The following is a 22590-nucleotide window of genomic DNA, read 5'->3' as shown; positions in this document are numbered from 1 at the left end:
TTATCGGCAGCCGGTCGGGAAATTTAAGCTCCCGCCCCTCAATTACTAACGCTTTGCCCGCGCCGTCCCCTGGACCATGCCCGCTATGGTATCGGCAACCTGGTAGAGCGGGACCGCGGCGTCGACGCAGACCGCTTCCGCCACCGCCTTCGGCATCCCGTAGACGATCGCGGTCTCCTCCGACTCCACGACGACCCTCCCCCCGACCTTTTTGATGGCACGGGCGCCGGCCGCACCGTCCTTGCCCATGCCGGTCAGGACGACACCAAGGGAGCGGCTGCCGCAAACCTCGGCCGCCGACTCGAAGAGCGCGTCGACGGACGGGCAATGCAGGTGCCCTCCGGACTCCGGATCCAGCCAGACCTGGAGGGCGCCGTCCTTGCGCCGAAGCCGCATGTGCCAGCCGGCCGGGGCGACGTAGACGTTTCCCGCCCTCACCGTCTCGCCGTCACTCGCCTCCCGAACGGTGAGGGTGCTGCTGCGGTCCAGCCGCGCGGCGAGCGAGGTGGTGAAGCCCGGCGGCATGTGCTGGACGATGAGGATCGGACAAGGAGGGGGCTGGAGCCCGCTCAATACGCGTTGCAGCGCCGGGGGACCGCCGGTCGAGGTCCCGATGACCACGACGTCGGTGCCGGCGCTGCGCGCCTTACCCGGCGAGGGGGGCGCGGCTTCCCGCCTGTGCGCCGAGCCGTGCAGCTTTTCCAGGTCGACGCAGGCCGCCACCTTGATCTTCCCGGTCAGCTCCCTGGCCAGGGCGCCTATGTCCATGGCCCCCCCCGCCGAGCTCTTGTCGATGAAGTCCACCGCCCCGATCTCCAGCGCTTTGAGGGTCTTCTCTCCCCCCTTGCCGGTCAGGGAGCTGAACATGATCACCGGTGCGGGGCACTCGTTCATGATCAGCTCCAGCGCGGAAAGGCCGTCCAGGACCGGCATCTGCACGTCGAGGGTGATCACGTCCGGGCGCAGGCTCTTCGCCAGTGCCACCGCACTCTCGCCGTTGGCCGCGACACCGATCACCTCGATCTCCGGGCTCTCCTCGAACATCCGCATGATGGCGCGCCGCACGAAGGCGGAGTCATCGACCACCAGCACCCTTATTTTCCTGTTCAAGTCCCCCAAAGCGTCACGTCCTTTTCTGATAGATGATGGCACCCGGAAAACGAAGCGGCAGATAGGAAGCACCCGTTCTGGAAAGGGATTCCGAATGCCCCAGGAACAGGTAATCTCCCGGCGCCTGCAGCGCCGCGAAGTTGTCCACCACCCGTTTGACGGTCTCCTCCGCGAAATAGATCAGTACGTTGCGGCACAGGATGACGTCGAAGCACTCCCCGGCCAGCCGCTCCCCCAAGTCGAGCAGGTTCCCCTGCGCGAAGCTGGTCCATTTCCGCAGGATCGGCCTGACGGCGAGTTTGTCCCCATGGGGGGTCAGGTACCTGCGCACCAGCTCCGGGTCGGCGGCCCAGAAGGCGCGCTGGGTGTAGAGCCCCTGCCGCGCCGCGTCAAGGACCCGCGTGTCGATATCGACGCCGGTGATGCGCACGTCCCAGTCCCAGGAGAAACACCCCGACTCCAAAAGAAGCATCGCCAGGGTGTAGACCTCCTCGCCGCTGGAGCACCCGGCGGAGAGTATGCGGATGGCGCGCTCGCCCCTGGCGACCTTCCTCTCCTTGAGCACCGGCAGCACCTCCTGCGCGAGGACCGACAACTGGGCCGCTTCCCGATAGAAGTAAGTCTCGTTGTTGGTGAGCAGCGGAACCAGGCGCCGCCACTCGGCATCTCTTCCCGGGGAGAACTTAAGGTAGCAGTAGTACTCGGTGAAGCTTTTCAGCCGCAACTCTTCCATCCGCGGCCCAAGCTTCGACGCCAGGTTCCTCTGGCTCCCCTCCTCCAGCACGAGCCCCAGGGTTTCGGCCACGTGCTCCCTGAACAGCCTGAACTCCTCGGCCTGCATGGCATTCTTCTCCGCCATCATCCGAGGTATTCCCGCTGGGCGAAACTCATCAGGGCCAATTCTGCCCTCGCCCGGACTTCGGCGCTCTGATCCTCCTTTCTCACCTGGATCAGCCGCTTCAAGGGGAGGGTGTCGTAGCAGTGGCACATCGCGTCGATGCAGGCGAGCCTGACGATCTCGCTTTCGTCGTTAAGCAGCTCCAACAGCGGCTCCACGCTATTGTCGTCGGCGATCTTGCCGATGACGTCGATCACCCGTTCGCGCAGCTCCGCACCGTGGTTATTCTTCATGAGACGATGCAGCCAGGGGAGCCCGCCGCGCCCGAACGCCACCAGCGCATCGAAGGCATCTTTCCCCACCTCCGGGTCCTCAAGCAGCGCAACCAGTTCCGGAACGGAGACGGGGTTTCGCAGCTCCCCGAGGACCGTGATGGCGTGCTTGCGCACCATGGCATCGGCATCGTTCACCCCTTTGAGCAGCAAAGGGAGCTCGCGGCCGCCGCCGATCTTGCCCAGGACGCGCAGGGCCGCGATGCGCACGCTCCAGTGGGGGTCGCCGACCGCTTCCTCCACCGCCTTGAGCGATTCCTGGTCGGCCAACTCGCCCAGGGTGTAGACCGCCAGGCGCCTGATGTCGGGATCGTCATGCTTTAGGTAACGCCTGGTGACCAGATCGGATGCCTCCCGGTAGGCCAGTTTGCCCAGGGTTTCCACGATGGCGTACTCCAACTGACGCGACACCCCCCGGGAAAGGTACTCCACCAGGAAGGCGCCCGCCTCACGCGCCCCGATGTCGCCCAAGGCCCGGATCACACAGTAGTCGAGATCCTCTCGTCCGTTCCCCAATAGTGCCAGGAGCTCATCCACGAGCATCGGCTCCCCCAGTTCCGCCGCGGCCAGGACCGCAGCCTCGCGCACCAGCTCCTCCGGATCGCACAGTGCGCGGCACAAAAGCGGCACGGCCTGCAACACCTTTTGTTTCCCTATGGAGCGCACGAGTTCCGCCCGCACTTCGGCATCGTCGTCAAAGCTTAGCAGGCGCAGGTTCTCGATCCCCCCCCCCTGCTTGAGGCACCCAAGGAGCATGGCGGCGCGGCGGCGCGACTGCGGCTCGGGAGAGTGCACCATCTGTGCAAAAAGATCCAGCACGGACCCGAGGCGGTGGTGCGCCAGGGCGAGGGCCGCCTGACGCGCCAGTGCGTCGCTCCCCTTTGCCAGCAGGAGTTGCAACTGCGGCAAGAACGACTCATCCGGGAAGGATTGCAGCGTCTCCAACACCTCGAGTTGTCCCTGTTCGTCCTCATGGGCGAGCAGGCGCGCCAGTTCTCCGGGGTGGCAGGGAAGGCCAAGCGAGCGCAACGCGCGCAGTGCGACCAGTCGGACGGCGGCGCTGTCATGATCAAGCGCCGCCAGCAGCTCCCCCTCGGCCCGCCTCCCGATGGCGAGGACGGCGTTCTCCACAACCTCTATGTTGCGCTCGTCCGCCAGCAGCGTGAATAATCCTTCCAGGGCCGAAAGTTCCCCCATCCACCCCAGCAGCATCGCAGCCGCCTGCGCCGCTTGCAGATCTCCCTCTTCCCGGAGCATCGACTTGAGCCGGTCCACCCCGCGGGGGGAGACCAGCCGGAGCAGCCGTTCCTCCTGGGTCCCCACCTCGATGCGATTCTTGTAGCTTTCCTGCTCGTTCAGGATGTTGATGATGGAGACCATGGCGCACGCCACGCTGCGCGCCAGCTCCTGTTCCACGAAGGGAAGGATGCCGGCAAGGGCGTAGAGTGCGCGTTGGTCACCGACCTTCCCCAGTGCCTCGACCACCGCGCCGCGCAGCATTTCGTCACCAAGGAGCGGCAGGAGGTGGGGGACGGCGCGGTAGTCCCTGAGTTCACCGATGGCGCAGACGGCGGGGTACTGCAGCCAGAAATCCCCCTTCAACAGTTCCAATAGCGGCACCAGCGCGCTGCGGTCGCCGATCTTGCCCAGCGCCTCGGCCGCCGAATGACTCACGTTGCTGTCGGGGTCGGTGAGCGCCGCGATCAGGTCTTTCACCGCGTCGCGGCTGCCGATGTCGCCTAACATGACCGCGCTGAAGTTGCGGATCTCCTCGTCGCCGTCGGAGAGGAGCCGGCTCAGGCGCGGCACCGCCTCCCCGCCGAACTTGACCAGCACCTCCATGGCGCCGTTTCTCAGGTCGGCGTTGTCGTTGTCGCGCACCGCCGCCTCCAGGGTGGCATAGATCCCTTCCAGGCCGCGACCGATGATGATGTCCAGAGCCTCGCTCTTGCGCCCGCGCTCGCCATCACCGACGAACGCGAGGAGCTCCGATAGCGAACGTTCCTGCAAGCGGGTCAATTCTTCGCCGACTGGCTCATAAGGATGAAGCATGTTCTATGTTCTCCACTTTGCGGTACACGAGACAGCCGGCTTTGGGGACCGCCACGAGGTCGTGGTCGAAAAGGTGCAGGGGCTCGGCGTCACCGGTGAAAAGGTGCCCCCCCGGCGCCAGCAGCCGGGACAGGGTTTCCACGAGGAGTTGCTGGCAGGCAGGCGAGAAGTAGATCATCACGTTGCGGCAAAAGACGAGGTCGAACTCCCCCCAGCCGGTACCTATACCGGCGGGAAGCTCCCCCCCCATGAGGTCGTTCAGGTTGAGCGGGATGACCCGCACCAGCGACCTCAGTTCCTCCCCCACGAAGGCCCCGCCCGCCGTGGCGGTGAAGTACTTCCCGATCAGGTGGGGCGGGATGTTGTGCAGCCGCTCGATCTCGTAGAACCCCTCCCGCGCGGACTTAAGGCAGCTCTTGCTGATGTCGCCGGCAACGACCTCGATGTCCCAGGCCTTCGGATAGCGCAGCCCCTCGAGCAGGGTCATCGCGACGGAGTAGGGCTCCTCGCCGGTGGAACAGCCGGCGCAGAGGATGCGCAGCTTCATGATCCCCTGCCCCCCCTCTCCGCTTCCCCCCCACGAGCGCATCAACTCCCGTCCCCGGGCCAGCTCCAGTTCCGGCAGCACCACCTGGCGCAGGTGGGTGAACTGGTCCGGGTTGCGGAAGAAGAAGGTCTCGTTGATGGTCAACAGGTCGAGCAGGGTTAGGTACTCACCCGGGGTCCGCTCCAGGTGGTCCAGATAGCTGCAGCAGTCGGCAAACCCGAGCTGCGCCAGCCGGCTTTCCACCCGCTGCCTGAACAGGGAGAGTTTGCGGGGGGCGAAGTAGAGCCTGCTCAGTTGGAAGACCCGCTCCCGTATCCTGTCCAGGCAGGGGTCGGGGAGCTCGTCCCCGTATGCCCGGCTTGCCGCCATTTCCATGTCAGGCCACCTTGAAGGTGCCGACCAGCGCCGTCATCTCCTCGGCCTGCTGGGTGAGGTTCTGGGCCGCGCGCGAGAGCTGCTCGACGGCGGAGAGGTTCTCGCGGGTGATGTCGCTTATGTTGTCCATGGCGACCACCACCATCTCGCCCCCCTTCTTCTGCTCGGCTGTGGCGTTGGCCACCGACTGGGTCATGGCGGTCATGCTGTTTACCGCGGAAACGATCTGGCGCGCGGAGAGGGACTGTTCGCGGGTGGCGACGGTCACCTGGCTGGTCACCTGGTTCATGTTGTCCACCGCGATGCGGATCTGGCGGCTCCCCAGCGCCTGCTCCTTCGCCGAGCCGGTCACCTCCTGGGTCAACTGGTTCATCCGCTCCACGGCGATGCGGATCTGCCTGCCGCCGGTCGCCTGCTCGCGGGCGGCGTTGGCCACCACGTCGGAGGCCCCGCTCATCTGCTCCACCGCGCGCATCACCTGGGTGGAGGCGTTGGACTGCTCGGCGGTCATGCGGGCGATGTCGGACATGAGGGTGCTGGTGCGGTCGATGCTGGTGACGATGTTATCAAGCGCCGTCCCCGCAAGCGTGATGAGCTCCATGGAGTTCTTCGCCTCCTGCGAGGCGATCTCGCCGAACTTCACCGACTCGCCGGTGTCGGCCTGCACCTGGCGGATCACCAGGGCGATCTCCTTGGTGGCCGCCATGCTCCGTTCGGCGAGTTTCCTCACCTCGTCGGCCACCACGGCGAAGCCGCGCCCGGCGTCGCCGGCGCGCGCCGCCTCGATGGCGGCGTTCAGGGCGAGGAGGTTGGTCTGGTCGGCGATCTCGCCGATCACCTTGACGATGTTGCCGATCTCCTCGGAGCGACGCCCGAGGTTCAGGATGGAGTCGGAGGTCTTCTCGATCACCTCGGCCGCGCGCCCCATGGCGGCGACCGCCTGCTGCCCCGCCTCGAGGCCGGCCTCACCCTCCTTGGCCGCACCCTTGGCCACGCGGTCCGCCTCCTCCACGTTCTTCGCCACCTGGCGGATCGAAGCGGCCATCTCCTCGATGGTTGCGGAGGAGTCGGCCATGACCTTTTGCAGCTCCTGGGAGTTGCCGGCCACCTGGTCGATGGAGACGGTGATCTGCTCTATGGTGGCCGAGGTCTCGGCGACCGAGGACATGAGCTCTTCGGCGTTTTGCGCCACGTTCTCGATGGAGACGGTCATCTGCTCTATGGTGGCCGAGGTCTCGGCGACCGCGCTCGCCATCACGTCGGCGCTTTTCGCCACCTGTTCGCTGGAGGCGCCAAGCTCCTCGATGGAGGAGGAGACCTCATCCGCGTTGGCGGCCAGGGAATCGGCGTTGCCGGCAACGGTCTGGATGGAGGCGGCCATCTGCACCATGGTGGCCGAGGTTTCCTCGGTGGCCGAGGCCTGACCGTGGGCCGACTTGGTGAGCTGCTGGGTGTTGGCCGAGATCTGGCCGGCGGCGGAAGCGACCTCGCCCGAGGTACCGCGGATCTTGCCGATCATGGCCAGAAGGCTCTGCACCATGGTCTGCATGGCGGAGAGAAGCTCGCCCACCTCGTCCTTCGAGTTCACCACGACCGCCACGGTGAGATCGCCCTGGGCCACGGTCTTCGCCACCTCGACCGCGGCGTTGATGGGAACGGTGATGCTGCGGGTGATCAAAAAGCTCACCAGGATCCCCACGATGAGGCTCACCAGGATGCTCGCCACCACGAGGAGCGACACGTGCCGGGCGAGGTCGTTCATGACCTTCTCCTTGCTGTCCATGCGCTGGTTGCTCTCGTCGGCGATCTCCTTGGAGACCTCCTCGAACTTGTGGATCCCCGTCTTGTACGGCTCAATGGCCGCGTTGGCCTGGGCCGGGGTCTTGATGCGACCCGCCTCGATCCCCTGGTAGATCTTGTTGAAGCCGGCCTCGTAGGCGGAGAGTTCCTCCCGCATCGCCTTGATCGCCTCCTTCTCCTTGGGCAGGACCACGATCTTTTCGAGGTCCTTCAGGCGGTTCAAGAGGTGGTCGCGCTGCTCGCTCCACTTGCCGAGGTACTCCTTTTCCTTGCCATGGTCACCGATGTTGAGGTAGAGGTCCTTCTCGTAGCGCCGCATGCCCACCACGTTGGCCCGCGCCCGGGAGGCGTGTTCCGAGATGGTGGCATCCCCCTGGAGCATGGCGATGGTGGTCTGGGTGCTCTCCCTCACCCCCCAGTAACCGGTACCGCCGACGGCGACGACGATGAGCAGCATGATGCCGAAACCAAGGCCGAGCCGGCCCCCTATGCGAACGTTCTTTAACATCTCCTTCTCCTTTACTGGTAGTGCCCCGTACTAGAGCAGCAGTGCCCGGTTGAGGTTCAAAATGATGATGAGGCGGCCGTCGAGTTTCCCCATGCCGCGGATGTAGCTCGCCTCGGCCGTGGTGGCGTCCTCGGGCATCTCCTCGACGAGGCTCGTCGAGAACTGGATCACCTGGCGCACCGAGTCGACCAGCATCCCCAGGCGCTTCTCGCCCAGTTCCACCACGACTATGCGCTGCTCCTCGTTCGCCTCGATCTCCGGGCGGGAAAAACGCCGGCGCAGGTCCACCACCGGGATGATCTTGCCACGCAGGTTGATGACGCCGCGCACGTGGGGGGGAGCCCCCGGGACCTCGGTGATGCCGCCCCCGCGGATGATCTCCTGGACGCTTTGGATGTCGACCCCGTACTCCTCCTTGCCGAGCCTGAAGGTGACCAACTGCAGCATCCCCTCCCCATCTGCGCCGGAAGAGATCGTCACGTCCCGATCCACCTCCTGCTGGGCCTGTTCGATGAACCGGGCCAGCACGTCCTCGGCGAGCCCGGAACTTGGTAGGGAAAATTGCTCTGCCATGCCTTTCTCCTTTTTGAAAACTCTGACGCCTTTCGGGGTCACGCCCCCAGAATCGAGGGGATGTCCACGATGAGCGAGACCCGGCCGTCACCTAACACGGTGCCGCCTGAGATCCCCGGGAGTTCCCCGAGATAATCGTCCAGCCCCTTGATGACAATCTCCTGCTGGCCCACCAGCCGGTCCACCACGAGCCCTCCCCTTTTGTCGCCGCTTGCCACCACCACCACGTACTCCTGTTCCCTTCCCGCGCCGCCTTGCCGCCCGAAGAAGCGGTCCAGCCGGTAAAGGGGGAGCACCCGGTCACGCAGCACGATCACCTCGCCGTTTCCCGTGTCGTGGCAAGCTTCCCCCTGCACCTGGACGCTTTCGAGGACCCCGGAAAGCGGCACCGCGTAGGTCTCGCCCGCCACTTCCACCATGAGGGCGGTGATGATGGCCAGCGTGAGGGGAAGCATCATGGTGAAGGTGGTGCCGCGCCCACCCCTTGATTCGATCTCGATGATGCCGTTTAAGGAGGAGACGATCTTTCTGACCACGTCGAGCCCGATCCCCCGCCCGGAGGTCTCGGTCACCTCGCTTCGCGTCGAGAAGCCGGGAAGAAACACGAGCTGCTGCAGCTCGGCCTCCCCCATCCCGCGGGCCGCCTCCGGCTCCAGCACGCCGCGGGCTATCGCCTTGGCGCGGATATCCTCATGGTCCATCCCCCGACCGTCGTCGCAGACCTGGATGACGATGTGGTTGCTTTCATGGCGCGCCTTGAGCGTCAGGGTGCCGCATTCATCCTTGCCGCAGCCGCGCCGCTCGGCGGGGGGCTCGAGCCCGTGGTCCACGGCGTTTCTGATCAGGTGCAAAAGGGGCTCGCCGATCTCGTCGAGGACCGTCTTGTCCAGTTCGGTTTCCTCCCCTTCGAAGAGCAGGCGCACCTTCTTCCCCTGGGCAAGCGAGAGGTCGCGCACCAGGCGCTGGAAGCGCTGGAACACGCTCTTCACCGGGAGCATGCGCACCTTCATGATGGACTGGCGCAGGTCGTCGGTGCTCTTGACGATCAGCTGGCTCGTCTCGTTGAAGGCGCTCAAAAGCTCCCGGTCGGACACCTGCTCGCGCAGGCGCTTCTCCATGGCGGCAAGGGCGGTGCGCTGGACGACGAGCTCGCCCATGAGGTTCAGTAGCTCGTCAAGCTTCTCGAAATCGACCTTGAGGGTGCTGCTTTTTTTCGTGATGTAGCCGAACTCCGCTGCGGGGACGGCAGGGGACGGGAGGGGCACGGCCGCCGGCCCGGGAGCGCAACGCAGCAGCTCGAGCGTAGTCTCTTCGCCGGTGAAATCGAAGCCGGCGTCGGGGGATTCGGCGAAGCGGGAGAGGGCGGAGCGGAGCGCGTTGATGCCGCCGTAGAGAGCGGAGAAGAAGGCGGGGCCGGGTGGTAAAAGCCCGGCTCCCAGCTCCTTCATCACTTCCTCAAGCCGGTGCACGTACTGCTGCACGGGGGAAAGCCCCATCATCCCGGAGTTTCCCTTGAGGGTATGGAGGTGCCCCTGGATCGTGGTGACCAACTCGGTGTCGCACCCGCCCGAGGCGCGCCGCTCCAGTTCGAGGAGGCATTCCTCTACCGCGTCCAGGTGTCCACCCGCGTCCTCTACGAAGTCACGGGCGAGGGCTGAAAAATCGCATTCACCGTTCAAAGGCCATCTCCTCCGGCTCCGGGCAGGCCCCGCTCGCCTGAAGCACCCTCACGATCACCTCATGGAGCTGGCTCGGGGTGAAGGGCTTGGTCAGGTACCCGCTCGCACCGAGCCTCAGCCCCTGGAGGGTATCCTCTTCACTCCCCTCGGTGCTGACGATGATCACCGGGATCCTTTGCGTAAGTCCCAAAAGCGAGGTCTTTTCCAGGAACTTCACCCCGTTCATGATCGGCATGTTGATGTCCAAAAGCACTAGCTGCACGTCGTCCTGCCGCGCCAGGATGTCGAGCGCCTCCTGACCGTTCACGGCATCCAGGATCTGACACCGGTAGCGCGCCAGGACCAAGTGGTACATCTGGCGGATCAGGGGAGAATCATCCACTACGAGGATTTTTGTCAGTTTCATCTACTTTTCCCTTTCGGTGCCCCGGCAGGGGGGCACCGGCGCAAGCCAAGCCCCGCGGCGATGGTTAAAGGGTGTTGGCGCAGCGGCGCTCGTCGATCTGGGGCGGCGCGGGCGAAGGGAGCACGAGCTTCTCGATCAAGTCGTGCAAAAGGGTGGGTTTGAAGGGCTTTTTCACGTACCCTTTGGCGCCGAGCTGGAGGCCGCGGATCGTGTCGCTCTCCTTCCCTTCGGTGCTGATGATGATGACCGGGACCCTGCCGGTGATCCCCAGCGCCCCCGCCTTCTCCAGAAACTGCACCCCGTTCATGACCGGCATGTTGATGTCGAGCAGGATGAGCCCGGTGTCCCGGTGCAGGTCCAGCAGGTTGAGCGCCTCCTGACCGTTCATGGCGTCGAGGATCTCGCACTCGTAACGGTTCAGAACCAGGCGGTACATCTTGTGGATCATCTCGGAATCATCAACCACCAGCACTTTTTTAAGCATCACACACCTCGTCGTATCCTTGTTCTTGCGGGAAACGGCGCCGCTTCCAGATGGTACGGCTCCGCAGCTTCCTCATTAAGGCAAAGGGCGTGCCATCCGGTGTAGGAAGAATTCCGTCACTGTATACGGGTAGTTGCGCCAACGGAGGCGATCCGGCGGCGGGAGGAGCGAAGCAAGGTTTCTTGACAAAGGGGCGATCGGAGAGGTTTGTCCCGTGCAGTACCGGGGTTTGACAAGACGAGCAAGAAAAGTTGACAGCGACAAGGTTTCTTGTCGCCGTGGGGCGTCGAGCGGGGGGCGGAACCTATTTTGGGGGGGAAAATCGTGGGGAAAAGGGGAATTATTTCCTGCTAATGCGCTGATTGAGGGCCTGCCGGGTGATCCCGAGCAGTTCGGCGGCCGCACGCTGGTTGCCGCCGGAACGGCTCAAGGCGGCCCGGATCAGGCTCTGGGTGATCTCGGCCAGGGTGGGGAAGCCTGCGGAGAGGTCCAGCCATTGCCCACCCTCTTCCTGGCCGGGGGCAACTGCCGGGAGCCCCGCCCCGGTGGCGTCGCGGAAGGCGGCTACGGAAAGCCTGCCACCCTGCTGCAGCGTCACCGCGTTGAACACCATGGCGCGCAACTCCCTCACATTCCCGGGGAAGGAGTACCCTGCCAGGAGGCTCGCCAGTTCGTACGGGTAGCCCGGGGCCTCCCGGTGCAGCGTGCGCGCCGCCTCCTCCACGAAGGTCTCCAGAAGAAGCGGGATGTCTTCGGTGCGCTCGCGCAGCGGCGGCACGTTCACCTGGTGGGCGCAGAGACGGTAGTACAGATCGCGCCGGAAGCTACCCTCAGCGATGGCGGCGGGAAGATCGCGGTTGGTCGCCACCACCACGCGGGCCTGGTTGGCTGCGGGATGATCGGACCCCAGCGGGTAGTACTCCCCTTCCTGCAAAAGCCGCAAAAGCTTCACCTGGGTGGCCGGGGACGTCTCGCCGATCTCGTCCAGAAAGAGCGTCCCCCCGGCCGAGCGGACGATCATGCCGTCGCGCGCCTGGTCGGCGCCGGTGAAGGCCCCCTTCCTGTGCCCGAAGAGGGTGTCCGAGAAGACGTGGTCGTCCACACCTGCGCTGTTAACCGGGACGAATGCCCCCCGGCGTCCGCTCAGCTCATGCAGGGCGCGGGCGATCAGTTCCTTGCCGACCCCGGTCTCTCCCGTGATCAGGACCGGCTGCTCCGTGGGAGCCACCGCCTCCAGATAGCTGAAGATCGCCTTCATGCGGGGGCTTCTGGTCTTGATGGCGGAAAAGGCCTTGTCGTTCGCGGGGGCCCCGCCCAAAAGCGACTCGCGCAGCGACTCTATCTCGCGCTGCATGGCGTTTCTGTCCAGCGCCTTCCTGACGCTCGTCACGAAGCGGGTGGCGTCCACCGGCTTCACTATGTAGTCGAAGGCGCCGAGCTTCATGCAGTCGATGGCGGTTTCCAGCTCGTTTGCCGCGGTGACGATGATCACCGGAATGGCCGGGTAACTGCAGTTGAGCTCGCCGAGCATCTCCTTGCCGGATATGTGCGGCATCTGCAGGTCGAGGACGATCACCCCGGGCTCTTCCTCCAAAAGCATCGGCAGCAGTTGGCGGATGTCGTCCAGGGTCTTCACCCGCGCAAAGCCAGCCTGACGCAGCATAACCGAGGATCCGAACAGGATGTGGGGCTCGTCGTCCACCAGAAGTATCTGGTCCGCCACCCCCTTCTTTTTTCCCTGTGCTGACATGAGTGCTCCGTTGCAGGTTGCTATCGGCTAATGCAAATAGTCAAATGACCGTTTGCCACCTTATCGTCAAAATGTTAATAAGTAAAAGAGTTTTTTTCATGACCATTCCCATGGCCGAAGCCCCGCGCAGGGGCGTTTAACGGCAAGGAGCACCGTGTCCACGCACCGTTTTCGCAGGATACTATCGCTGCAGTCCACCCTTCTGGCCGCCATCCCCTTCCTGCTGGTCGCCGTTTTGAACATCTTCCTGCTGCTCCCCCACATAAAGAAAGACGTTGAGTCCGGGCAACGGGAGCTGGCGCGCGCCTTCGGCGTTGCCATGGACAACTACCTCTCCGCCGCGCTCACTGACGTCAAGGCGGTAGCCGCCCTTCCCCTGCGCAAACCGGGCTACCTCGGGGACCTCCAGGAGATCCTCGATGCCGAGGTCGAGGCATCCACATCGCTCAACGTGATTTACGCCGTACTTCCAAACGGAGCGATCAAGGCGGCAGGTATCCGCAAGGACCATCGCCACACAGAACAGGACCACCACGCCCTGGAGCGGACGAGCCTCGCCGGGGATCAGCTCTTCCGCGACACCCGCCACTATGCGAGCACCGTCTGGTCCAACACCTTTTTTCCCGCACCCGGCAGGGGCGTGTCGGTTGCAGTCGGGGTCCCAAGCAGGGACCTCGTGGTGATCGGCGAGATCGACCTCGCGAAGCTGATCGGTTCCCTGCGCGACATAGCCGGAAGCACCGGCCAGGAAATCGTGCTGATCGACCGCAACGGCCAGGTGATCGCCGCAAAGGAGGGGACCGCCCCATCCCCTCCCCGCTTTCTGGGCGACATCCCCCTGGTGCGCCGCGGACTCCTCTCGGACACGCCGGTGAGCGGCGAGTTCACCCTCAATGGGCGCACCCTGGTCGGAACCATCATGAAGTCCACGCACATAGGGTGGTACGTCCTGGTGACCCAGCCGGTGCAGACCGCCTACCGCTCCGTGGCCATCACCACGCGCAACGTGGGAGCGGGGGCGCTTGCCGCCCTGCTCCTCGCCCTTCCGGCCTCGCTCTTTCTGGCCCGCCGCCTCTCGCGCTGTCTGGAGGAATTGGCCGCCTTCGCCCGCAGGGTGGCCGGCGGCGAGAAGCCTCCCCCCAGGCAAAAGGGAGATATCACCGAGGTCGAGCAGTTGGCAGAAGACCTGCAGAGCATGGCGGACGAGATCCAGCACAGGGAACAGCAGCTCATGGAGAGCGAGAGGCTCTTGCGCTCCATCACCGACCACGCCTTCCATTACCAGGGGCTCCTCACCCCCGACGGGACCCTGGTCGACGCGAACCGCACCGCCCTCGGCCTGGTCGGAGTCGAGAAGGAGACGGTCCTTGGCCTCCCCTACTGGGACACCCCGTGGTGGAGACATGACGCCGGGCTGCGCAAGCGGCTGCGCACCTCTATAGCGATCGGCTCGCAGGGTGTTCCGGCCCGCTTCGGGGCCACCCACCTGGACCAGGAGGGAGACGTGCACCACATCGACTTCTCACTCTCCCCGATCCGCGACGAGGAGGGTGCGGTGATCTACCTGATTGCCGAGGGGCGCGACATCACCGACTTCGCCCAGGCGAAAAGCGAGCTCAAGGAGAGCGAGGAGCGCTTCTACCAGGTCTTCGTACAAAATGACGATCCCGTAATCCTCATGAAGCTCGAGACCTTGCAGGTGATCGACGCAAACCCCGCGGCGCTGGCGCTCTACGGCTTGCGCCACGAAGAACTGCCGTACCTCGACGTGAAGACCCTGATTGAAGCGGGGGATCTGGAGAAGATCAGGGCGGCGCTCGCGCACCACGACGGCTCGCAGGGGGTCCTGCAACGGGCGGTGAGCTACAAGGCAGGAGGCGAAAAGATCGTCATCTCCTTTAGGGGAACACGGATCAGACTCAAAGACGAGGAGCTCGTCCTCTGCTCCATCCGGGACATCTCCGAAAAGCTCCGGCTTGAGGATGAGATACGCGCCACCCAGGCCAAGCTGATCCAGACCAACAAGATGAGCTCGCTTGGGATGCTGGTCTCCAGCGTGGCGCACGAGATCAACAACCCTAACCATTGCATCTCCATCAACAACACCGTGCTCACCCAGATCGTGAGGGACGCCCTGGCCCGTCTGCTGGCGCTAAGGGAGGCGGAGGGGAACTTCAACCTCGGGGGCTTCCCCTACGACGAGGTACTGGAGATGGTCCCCAAGCTGCATGACGGCATCAGGGAGGGGTCGCTGCAGATCGACAAGATCGTGCGGGACATGAAGAACTTCAGCAAGCCCGCCGAGCTGGACATGCAGGGAACCGTCGAGGTGAACCGGTCCGTGGAGAATGCCGGCTCGATCCTGTGGCACCATATCCAGCGCCACACGGACAACTGCCGCATGGAGCTTGGACAGGACCTTCCCGCCGTGCAGGGGAGCCAGCAGCAGATCGACCAGGTGGTGATAAACCTGGTCATGAACGCACTGCAGTCGCTACCCGACAAGAACAGCGGCGTGCTGATCCGGACCTGGTGCGCCCCCCAGCGAGAGACGGTGAACCTGAGCGTAGAGGATCAGGGGAGCGGCATGTCTGAGGAGGTGCTCGCACGGTTGACCGAGCCGTTTTTCACCATGCGGATCGAGCAAGGGGGGACGGGGCTTGGGCTGTACATCTCCTCCTCCATAGTCAAAGAGCATGGCGGCAGCCTGGAATTCGAATCAAGACCGGGTAAAGGCACCAGGGTCACCATGCGCCTCCCCATCCGGAGGGATTAGTCGCCTGACGTCACCCCCCTTCGGGAGGCAGGCGCCGCTGGCAAAGCAATTGCAACAGCGACCGACATGCCCCGATGCGAAGCGTCAAAAGAAAGGCAGACGCTTGCACGGGAGGGGCACCTACGGCGAGGTCGATATTGAAGAAAATCATCGTTACCGAAGGCTGGCGCTTCGTACCCCACTCTTACGCCTGCGTCAACATGTGGCAGTGCCTTGAGCTCATCCGGCGTGATGACGTCGAGCTTTACCACCGCGACCTTCCCTATCTCAAGGCGGAGTGGACGCCGTCGTACCGTCTCTTCGACGCGGAGTCGACCGCCGCCCTCGGCGCGCTGAAGGCGCCCGATCCGGCCGTCCACCCCGAAGTCCTTTACAGGATCGACTACCCCTGCAACTTAGCGCCGGTCAAGGCGCAGCGCCACTTCGTCTTCGGCACCACCGAGCACGGCGTGGTGCGGCCGACGATGCTGGCGGGTAATGGGGACCTCCCTGCGCAGTTGGCCGCGTCGGACGCGGTCATCGTCACCCCGTCCAACTGGTCCCGGGCCGGCTTTCTCCGAAGCGGCGCCCCTGAGGAGCGGGTGATAGTGGTTCCCCACGGGGTGCGCGAAGACATCTTCAGGCCGTTTGCTGCGGCGGACCGGGACGCGGTCCGAAAGCAGATGGGATGGGGCGATGAGTTCGTCGTCCTGAGCATCGGGACCATGATTGGTAACAAGGGGATCCGGTATCTTCTGAAGGCGTTCGCCGTGGTGCAGCAGCGCTATCCGCGCATGAAGCTCTGCCTGAAGGGGCTCGACGGGCTCTACCCGTCGCAAAAGTGTCTCAAGGAATGCGGCGATCTCCTTACCCGGGAGGAAGCCGCGCGGCTGCAGGCATCGCTCGTCTATATCGGGGAAACCCTCTCTTTCCACGAGATGGCGGCCCTTTACAATGCGTGCGACCTCTACGCCTCCCCGTACATGGCCGAGGGGTTCAACCTGCCGGTACTGGAAGCGGCCGCCTGCGGCCTCCCCGTGATATGCACCGCAGGGGGCCCGACCGACGACTTCATCGATGACAGCTTTGCAGACAGGATAGCGAGCACTCCGCTGCACGCCGCAGGAGGCGTAATGGGGCTGGATCCGAGCCTCGAGCACCTGGTGGCGCTTCTGGCAAGGACGATGGAGCGCGGCGTGAGCCGCGAGGTGAAGGAAGCGGCCGCCGGATGGGTGCGTGAGCGTTACACCTGGCGCCACGCGGTCGACAAGCTGCTGGCAGCGTTCTTCGCCCGCTAGAACGCCCTGCTGGGCTAGCAAGCCTGCAGGCCCAGCCGCCGCAAGCCGCAAGCCGCAAGCCGCAAGTCCGACCAGTCCGACCAGTCCGACCAGTCCGACCAGTCCGACCAGTCCGAGCTGCCGACGGCGGCTGTCAAAACAATGGCTTCTGTCAAAATCAGACGTCGAGAAAAGACAAGGAAAGGTCGACGAGATCGACCACCAGGAACCGATCCAGAAGCTTCGGCGCGCCCCCGATGACGTGGCAAAGCTCGCTGCACATGAGCCCCGCAATCACGAAGACGCTGTAAGGGCTCACCTCTATCGCCCCCACCGGCTGCACGCTCCCCGCGTAGATCTCGGAAAGCGGCTGCGACTCCCCTTTCACCAGGGTCAGCACCTGCCCTCGGTCCCCCTGCACGCCGCCGTGGACCAGGCGGCAGCCAACAGGCAGCGCGTCCCAGAGCGCGAAACGGCCTTCGTAGTTGTCGAGACAGTCGGCGACGAGCCGGACACCGCCGGGAACGGCGAAACCGCGGCCGATCCTCTCCTCGTGAATCACGACCTCGACCGTAGAGTTGATCGCCTGAAGGCGCTCCCGCGCCACTACCACCTTTTTCCTGCCCAGATCGCACTCCCCGTAGAGGCTCTGGCGGTGCAGATCCTCAAGGGCCACCGCACCGTCATCAAAGAGATGCAGGCGCCCCACCCCCGCACGCGCCATGATCTGGCAGACGGTGGCGCCAAGACCGCCGACGCCTGCGACGATAAGCTCGCTCTCCCCGATCAGGCGCTGCCGGTCATCCCCCCAGAGAAGCCGCTGTCTTGCGTAACGCCCCTCCATGCTACCCTCCGGCACCGGGTGGAAAGAGCGCCAGGACGTCCCCGTCCCGCACCGGCGTCTCCAGCCTGTCCAGGTGCAGGACGTTGCGCCGGTTCAACAGGATGATGGTCCCCGTGTGCAGCATGCGCCGGTCGTCGACGAGCTTGTGCGTCACCGGAATCCGCTCACCGGCCTGGAAGCGCTCCAGGAGCGCCCCCACCGTATCCCCCTCGTGCCAGGGAAGTTCCACGGACTCCCTTCCTCCGAGCATCATGCGCAGCGTTCCGTAAATCTGAAGAAGCACCATGAGCGCGCCCCCTCAGGCGATCTGCCGCATGAAGCCCGCGTACCGGTTCTCCCCCTGCAGCGCCCGCTTTCCCGGAAACGGCAGTCTCGCGCGCACCATCTGGTAGTAGAGCCCGGAATCGTTGGTCTCCCCCACCACCACGGCGCCGATCACCCGCCCCCTCTCGTCGAGAAAGACCTTGCGGAAGCGGCCGGAAGCGAGCGAGCCGTGCACGATGCAGCGCGGCGCCTCGTCGGAACAGAACCCGATCGCCGCCACCTCGAGGCCGAACACCTCGGTGATGTTGTTTTTCATGCTCCCTTCATAGACGTGCTCGAGTCCTAGCATGTTGCAGGCCGCCACCTCCCCCTGCTCGACGGCGGTGATCCAGTTACCCTGCACCGTCGTCTCCCCGGTGACGAAATCCCTCCCCTGCGCCGCATCCCCCGCGGCATAGACCGCCGGGTGCGAGGTGCGGCACCGCTCGTTGACGAGGATGCCGTCCTTAACGGCGAGCCCCGCCCCGGCGGCAAGCCTCGTGTTGGGAACCACCCCCTTGCCCACGACGAGGGCGTCGGTCGAAAGCCTCCTCCCCGAGGCGAGGGAGATTTGCAGCCGCTCCCCTTCCAGGACCTCGGTGATGTCGTCCCGCTTGTGCAGGATCACCCCGGAAGCCTCGAAATGCTCCTCCAAAAGCGCCGCCGACTCCGCGTCGAGCAGACGGCTGAAGATGCGCCCCGAGGCGACGATCAGGTGACGCTCCACGTCCCGCGGGAGGTGGGAGAGCACCGGCACGCTGACGAGCCCCGCGCCGAGCGCGGTGACGCTTTTGGCCGGTTGCAAAAGGGAGGCGAGCTTCTCCGCGTCCGCCATGTGCCTGAGCGTACTGATGCGCCGGGAACCGTTTTTGAAGGGGCGCGCCTCGCTCCCCATGGCAAGCAGGAGCGAGCCGAACCTGAGCGTCGTGCCTTCCGAAAGGCCGAGCTCGAGGCGCTCAGGGTCGAGGGACAAGGCGCTTTTGCCGAAGAAGGTGGTCACCCCCATCTCGGCGTAGTAGGGGAGATCCACGATGTAGAGGTTCTCCCTGGGCGTCTTCCCGCCGATGAAGTACGGCGTGAGCACCCGGGAATAGGCGGGACACGGTTCCCGGTCCACGAGGGCTACGCGCACCGTGCGGTTGTGGCGGCGGATGGTCCTTATCGCCTGCAGTCCCGCCGCGCTGTTGCCGACGATCACGATGTCGAACTGCAACATGGTCATCCCTTCGCCCCCTTATGCAAGCCCCAGCGACTTCACCTTCTCCGCCATCGGAATCCCCTTCTCCCATCCACGCACGTCGTAGTATTCCGCCAGCATCTCCGGCAGGTGCGACACCGCCCCCTTCATCGGCCCGTCCGGCAGCGGCTCCTCGAGGATCCGTTTCGGAAGGGTGTCCTGGGACGGGTCGATCCCCGCCTTCAGGTTGAACAGGCGCTCTAAAGTGTAGATCCGGTCGCCGATCTCCATCATCTGCTCGTCGGAATAGCCGTTGCCGGTCGCCGCGTTGAAAAGGCGCGTCACCTGCGGGATGCCGATGCCAAAGGTGGTGAAAAGGCAGACGCCGGCGGAGTCAACCACCGCGGTCACGTCCTGGAACGCCTTCGCCCAAACCGCCTTACCCGCCACCGCTTCGGGATCGAGTTTCTCCGGGACACCCAGGATCTCCGGGGAGACGAGATAGCCGCGCACGTGGCACGCGCCGCGGTTACTGGTCGCGTACTCGAGCCCCATCCCCTGGATCGCCCTGCCGTCGTAGGCTGGGAACTCCTGCTTCTTCACCGACATGGAAAGCTCCGGCGCGCCGCAGCTTTCCGCGAGGCGGTAGGAGCCAAGCCCGGCCCTGACGCCGAAGCCTTCCCCCTTGCCGGTCATCTCCACGAGCCTGACCATCGCGTCCGCGTCGCCGAACTTAAGGGGCATCCCGGTGTCCGCGTCCGCGAGAAGGCCGCGCTCGTAGAGCTCCATCGCGCACGCAACAGTCGACCCCATGGTGATGGTGTCCATGCCGTACTCGTCGCAGAGGTAGTTCGCATGGACGATGGCGGCGAGGTCCGACACGCCGCAGGCGGCACCGAGCGACCAGAGCGTTTCGTACTCCGGCCCCTCACCGGCACCGGAAAAGCGCGGGTCGGCAAGCCTCGTCACCCGCCCGCAGGCGATGACGCACCCCATGCACCCCTTGTTGCGCTTCAGATAGGTCTGGGCCAGGCGCTCGCCCGAGATCTCCTCGGCCTTGTCGAAGGTGCCGCACTGGGAGTTGCGCGTCGGCAGCCCGCCGCTTTGGTTGATTATGTTGACGAGGACCGCCGTCCCGAGCGCCGGGAGCCCCTCCGAGGTCACCGGGTGCTGACGCAGCATCTTCAGGGTGTCGCGGGCGGCGGCGCGGAAGGCGGCGTTGTCGGCGGTCGCAACGCCGCCGGTGCCGCGCACCGCCACGGCTTTCAGGTTCTTGCTCCCCATGACCGCGCCGACACCGCTGCGCCCGGCGGCACGGTGCTTGTCGTTCACGATGCAGGCGTAGCGCACGAGCGACTCACCGGCCGGGCCGATGCAGGCGACCTTGGCGTCGCCGTGGAACTCGGCGCGGATGGCGTCCTCGGTCTCGGCGGTGGTCTTTCCCCAAAGATGCCCGGCGTCGGCGAGCTCAGCCTCGCCGTTTTTGAGCTTAAGGTAAACCGGGCTATCCGCCTTCCCCTCGATGATGACGAGGTCGTACCCCGCGTACTTCAGCTCGCAGGGGAAGTACCCCCCCGAGTTTGAACAGGCGATGGTCCCGGTGAGCGGCGACTTGGTCACCACCATGTACCTTCCGTTCGCGGCGCCGTAGGTCCCGGTGAGCGGACCGGTGGCGAGGATCAGCTTGTTCTCTGTGGAAAATGGGTCGACGGTCGCATCGACCTCGCTCGTCAGGTATTTGGAAGCGAGTCCGCGCCCCCCGATGAAGGCGGCCGCCCACTCCATGTTGAGCGGCTCAACGGTACAGCTCTTGTCGGTCAGATTCACACGCAGCACTTTGCCATGCCAGCCGTTTCCCATATCACACCTCCCCCTGGCCGTCTTTCATCGTTCTCGCAAATCGCAGCACCTTCTCCCTCAGCGGCAGATCCTCCTCGGAGTACTGCAGGCAATGGGTCGGGCAGAAGGCGACGCACTCGGGGAAGTCCGGGCCGCAGAGGTTACACTTGTCCGCCTTGCCGGTCTCGTCCAGGTACCGGATCATCCCGAAGGGGCAGGCGCTGACGCATGTTCTGCACCCTACGCACTTCATCTCGTCCACGGTGACGATGCCCGACGCCATGTCCTTCTCTATGGCACCCTTCGGGCACGCCTTCATACACCACGGCTCGTTGCACTGCATGCAGGTCACCGTGATGAACTGGGCTTCCTCCATGAACACTTCGTTGATGATGCGGGACTTGCTCGGAGCGAATTCGCCGCGGTGCCTGAAGGAACAGGCCATCTCGCAGCTCTTGCAGCCGATGCACTTGGACGGCTCGATGCGAATCAGCTTTTGCATGATGCGACCTCCCTGAGTGAAAGTTTAACAACTATTACATAGAATCAGAAAAACTCCAGCCTGTGAGAGTTCTCGATAAACAGAACTATTCACTGTCCTGACAATATCTTAGTTGTGACGGTCGACGCGGAAGCCCCGCTGACGGCCGCCTCAATGTTGCATGTCTTCTGTCGAACTTACCAGCATCGTGAAGGGCTCAGCTGCGGTTGTTCTCAAAGACAAAAAGATCATGCGCCATCACAGTTGCTTGTTTGATCTTGACAAAGGAAGGTCTGTGAGTGTAAGGAGGATGAAAATAGTTTCAGCGATAAACGATAATACTAAACCATTCGTGAGAGTGGGGCGGAAAGCCTAAAGGGTCTCCAAGAGACAGCCGGGTTGCCGAAATATCCAATGCGATATTCAGCCCCGGCTTTTTTGTGTCCAGAAAAGAAGCCGGAGCTACCAGGGAGGCCCCGATGAACCCATCGAATCAGGCGGCACAGCAAAGCAAGGGGAGCTCCAGGAAGAAGCTGGGCGAAATTTTCGTGGAGCAGGGGATACTATCCGCCCTGACGGTGGCAAGGCTCGTTGCGTACGCCCGCAAGAAGGGAAAACGATTCGGGACGGTACTCGAAGAACTGGAACTGGTGACGCCTGACGAACTGGCCGAGGCCCTTGCGCGGCAGCACAACCTGAAGTTCCTTGGCGACTTTCACCGCCACAGGTTTTCCGACGAACTGCTCAGGATGGTTCCTTCCAAGGTGGCCATGGCGAACCTCGTCTTCCCGCTGAAGCTGCAGGGGAACAGGCTTGCCATTGCGACCAGCGACCCCACCCTGCGCGATGTGCTGCAGGCCATCGAGAAAGAGCACAGCGTGACGGTAATGCCGTACGTCTCCACGCGGCGGGAGATCATGACCGCCATCAAGCTGCACTACCTGAAATCGACCCCGGCCGAAGCCCAAGACAGGAAATCCGTGCTCGTCGTCGATGACGACAAGGCGGTGAGCAGCTTCATCTCCGCATCGCTCAGGCGTAAGGGTTATCACGCCGTATGCGCCGGCGACGGCATGGAAGCCTTCCGTGAAATCATGTCGAACCGTTTCGACCTGGTCATCACCGACAAGGAGATGCCCAAGCTGAACGGTTACGCCGTCCTGGAGAGCCTGCGCACCTTCCCCGAAACGGAGAAGATTCCCGTGATACTGATCACCTCCACCGCCACGGTGGATGAGGAGGCTACCGCGCTCAAACGCGGCTTTTTCGACTTCATCCCGAAGCCCCTGCGCGAAGCCACCCTCGCCGTCAAAGTCGAGCGTGCCCTCGCCATGGCCGAGGCGTATTGACCGTCGACGCGGAGGAATCGGGAGCGGAACGGGAAAAGGGTCACCACGGAAGTGGTGACCCTTTTTAAATGGTTGGTGCAGAAGAGGGGCCTTCCCCCGGTTTTTACTTCT

18 protein-coding genes and 1 riboswitch are annotated in these 22590 nt (G+C 64.2%); of the genes, 3 read left to right on the top strand and 15 right to left on the bottom strand.

The window, feature by feature from the left end:
- Window positions 1–45 precede the first annotated feature (45 nt).
- The 10 genes from E8L22_RS17100 to E8L22_RS17055 all read right to left on the bottom strand — a co-directional run bounded on the left by E8L22_RS17100 (window position 46) and on the right by E8L22_RS17055 (window position 12454).
- On the bottom strand, window positions 46–1110 hold the full coding sequence (locus E8L22_RS17100) for a protein-glutamate methylesterase/protein-glutamine glutaminase (protein WP_246044741.1): 1065 nt from the start codon (window positions 1108–1110) through the stop codon (window positions 46–48).
- A gap of 13 nt (window positions 1111–1123) precedes the next feature.
- Entirely contained in the window at window positions 1124–1969 is an 846-nt protein-coding gene (locus E8L22_RS17095) for a CheR family methyltransferase (RefSeq protein ID WP_246044739.1), read from the bottom strand.
- Window positions 1969–4332 (bottom strand): HEAT repeat domain-containing protein, encoded by a 2364-nt coding sequence (locus E8L22_RS17090; protein ID WP_136526350.1) that lies wholly within the window; start codon window positions 4330–4332, stop codon window positions 1969–1971. Before E8L22_RS17090 ends, E8L22_RS17095 begins: the two co-directional genes overlap by 1 nt.
- Complete coding sequence (locus E8L22_RS17085; RefSeq protein ID WP_136526349.1) at window positions 4316–5254, bottom strand: CheR family methyltransferase; 939 nt, start codon at window positions 5252–5254, stop codon at window positions 4316–4318. Before E8L22_RS17085 ends, E8L22_RS17090 begins: the two co-directional genes overlap by 17 nt.
- 1 nt (window position 5255) lies before the next feature.
- Window positions 5256–7562: a methyl-accepting chemotaxis protein gene (locus E8L22_RS21925; RefSeq protein ID WP_136526348.1), complete on the bottom strand. Its 2307-nt coding sequence runs from the start codon at window positions 7560–7562 to the stop codon at window positions 5256–5258.
- 30 nt (window positions 7563–7592) lie between these two features.
- Entirely contained in the window at window positions 7593–8135 is a 543-nt protein-coding gene (locus E8L22_RS17075) for a chemotaxis protein CheW (RefSeq protein ID WP_136526347.1), read from the bottom strand.
- Window positions 8136–8173: 38 nt separating this feature from the next.
- Window positions 8174–9814, bottom strand: a complete 1641-nt coding sequence (locus E8L22_RS17070; protein ID WP_136526346.1) for a chemotaxis protein CheA — start codon at window positions 9812–9814, stop codon at window positions 8174–8176.
- A complete protein-coding gene (locus E8L22_RS17065) occupies window positions 9804–10220 on the bottom strand; it encodes a response regulator (RefSeq protein ID WP_136526345.1) in 417 nt (138 codons plus the stop codon). The genes E8L22_RS17070 and E8L22_RS17065 overlap by 11 nt, the downstream gene beginning before the upstream one ends.
- 64 nt (window positions 10221–10284) lie before the next feature.
- Window positions 10285–10704 (bottom strand): response regulator, encoded by a 420-nt coding sequence (locus E8L22_RS17060; RefSeq protein ID WP_136526344.1) that lies wholly within the window; start codon window positions 10702–10704, stop codon window positions 10285–10287.
- Window positions 10705–11044: 340 nt separating this feature from the next.
- Window positions 11045–12454 carry a sigma-54-dependent transcriptional regulator gene (locus tag E8L22_RS17055; protein WP_136526343.1) on the bottom strand — a complete coding sequence of 470 codons (1410 nt, stop codon included), beginning with the start codon at window positions 12452–12454 and terminating at the stop codon, window positions 11045–11047.
- Window positions 12455–12608: 154 nt separating this feature from the next.
- Here E8L22_RS17055 and E8L22_RS17050 point away from each other — a divergent pair, with 154 nt between their 5' ends.
- Window positions 12609–15230, top strand: coding sequence for a PAS domain S-box protein (locus tag E8L22_RS17050; RefSeq protein WP_136526342.1), 2622 nt, complete (start codon window positions 12609–12611; stop codon window positions 15228–15230).
- Between the two features lie 137 nt (window positions 15231–15367).
- Window positions 15368–16507, top strand: coding sequence for a glycosyltransferase family 4 protein (locus E8L22_RS17045; protein WP_162604862.1), 1140 nt, complete (start codon window positions 15368–15370; stop codon window positions 16505–16507).
- Window positions 16508–16664: 157 nt separating this feature from the next.
- Here E8L22_RS17045 and E8L22_RS17040 read toward each other — a convergent pair whose 3' ends face one another.
- Genes E8L22_RS17040 through E8L22_RS17020 form a run of 5 tightly spaced genes read right to left on the bottom strand, consistent with a single transcriptional unit; the run spans window position 16665 to window position 21151 of the window.
- Entirely contained in the window at window positions 16665–17330 is a 666-nt protein-coding gene (locus E8L22_RS17040; RefSeq protein ID WP_136526340.1) for a HesA/MoeB/ThiF family protein, read from the bottom strand.
- Window position 17331: 1 nt separating this feature from the next.
- Complete coding sequence (locus tag E8L22_RS17035) at window positions 17332–17616, bottom strand: MoaD/ThiS family protein (RefSeq protein ID WP_136526339.1); 285 nt, start codon at window positions 17614–17616, stop codon at window positions 17332–17334.
- A gap of 12 nt (window positions 17617–17628) precedes the next feature.
- Window positions 17629–18855, bottom strand: a complete 1227-nt coding sequence (locus E8L22_RS17030) for an NAD(P)/FAD-dependent oxidoreductase (protein WP_246044737.1) — start codon at window positions 18853–18855, stop codon at window positions 17629–17631.
- A 12-nt stretch (window positions 18856–18867) separates the two neighbouring features.
- Window positions 18868–20670 carry an aldehyde ferredoxin oxidoreductase family protein gene (locus E8L22_RS17025; RefSeq protein ID WP_136526338.1) on the bottom strand — a complete coding sequence of 601 codons (1803 nt, stop codon included), beginning with the start codon at window positions 20668–20670 and terminating at the stop codon, window positions 18868–18870.
- Window position 20671: 1 nt separating this feature from the next.
- Window positions 20672–21151: a 4Fe-4S dicluster domain-containing protein gene (locus E8L22_RS17020; protein ID WP_136526337.1), complete on the bottom strand. Its 480-nt coding sequence runs from the start codon at window positions 21149–21151 to the stop codon at window positions 20672–20674.
- Window positions 21152–21460: 309 nt separating this feature from the next.
- Window positions 21461–21537: riboswitch (cyclic di-GMP riboswitch) on the top strand.
- Between the two features lie 72 nt (window positions 21538–21609).
- Here E8L22_RS17020 and E8L22_RS17015 point away from each other — a divergent pair.
- Window positions 21610–22479: a response regulator gene (locus E8L22_RS17015; protein ID WP_136526336.1), complete on the top strand. Its 870-nt coding sequence runs from the start codon at window positions 21610–21612 to the stop codon at window positions 22477–22479.
- Window positions 22480–22590 lie beyond the last annotated feature (111 nt).

Source organism: Geomonas ferrireducens, assembly GCF_004917065.1.
GTDB lineage: Bacteria > Desulfobacterota > Desulfuromonadia > Geobacterales > Geobacteraceae > Geomonas > Geomonas ferrireducens.
Note: the sequence above shows the minus strand (reverse complement) of the source record. Positions and strands in the feature narration are given on the sequence as shown.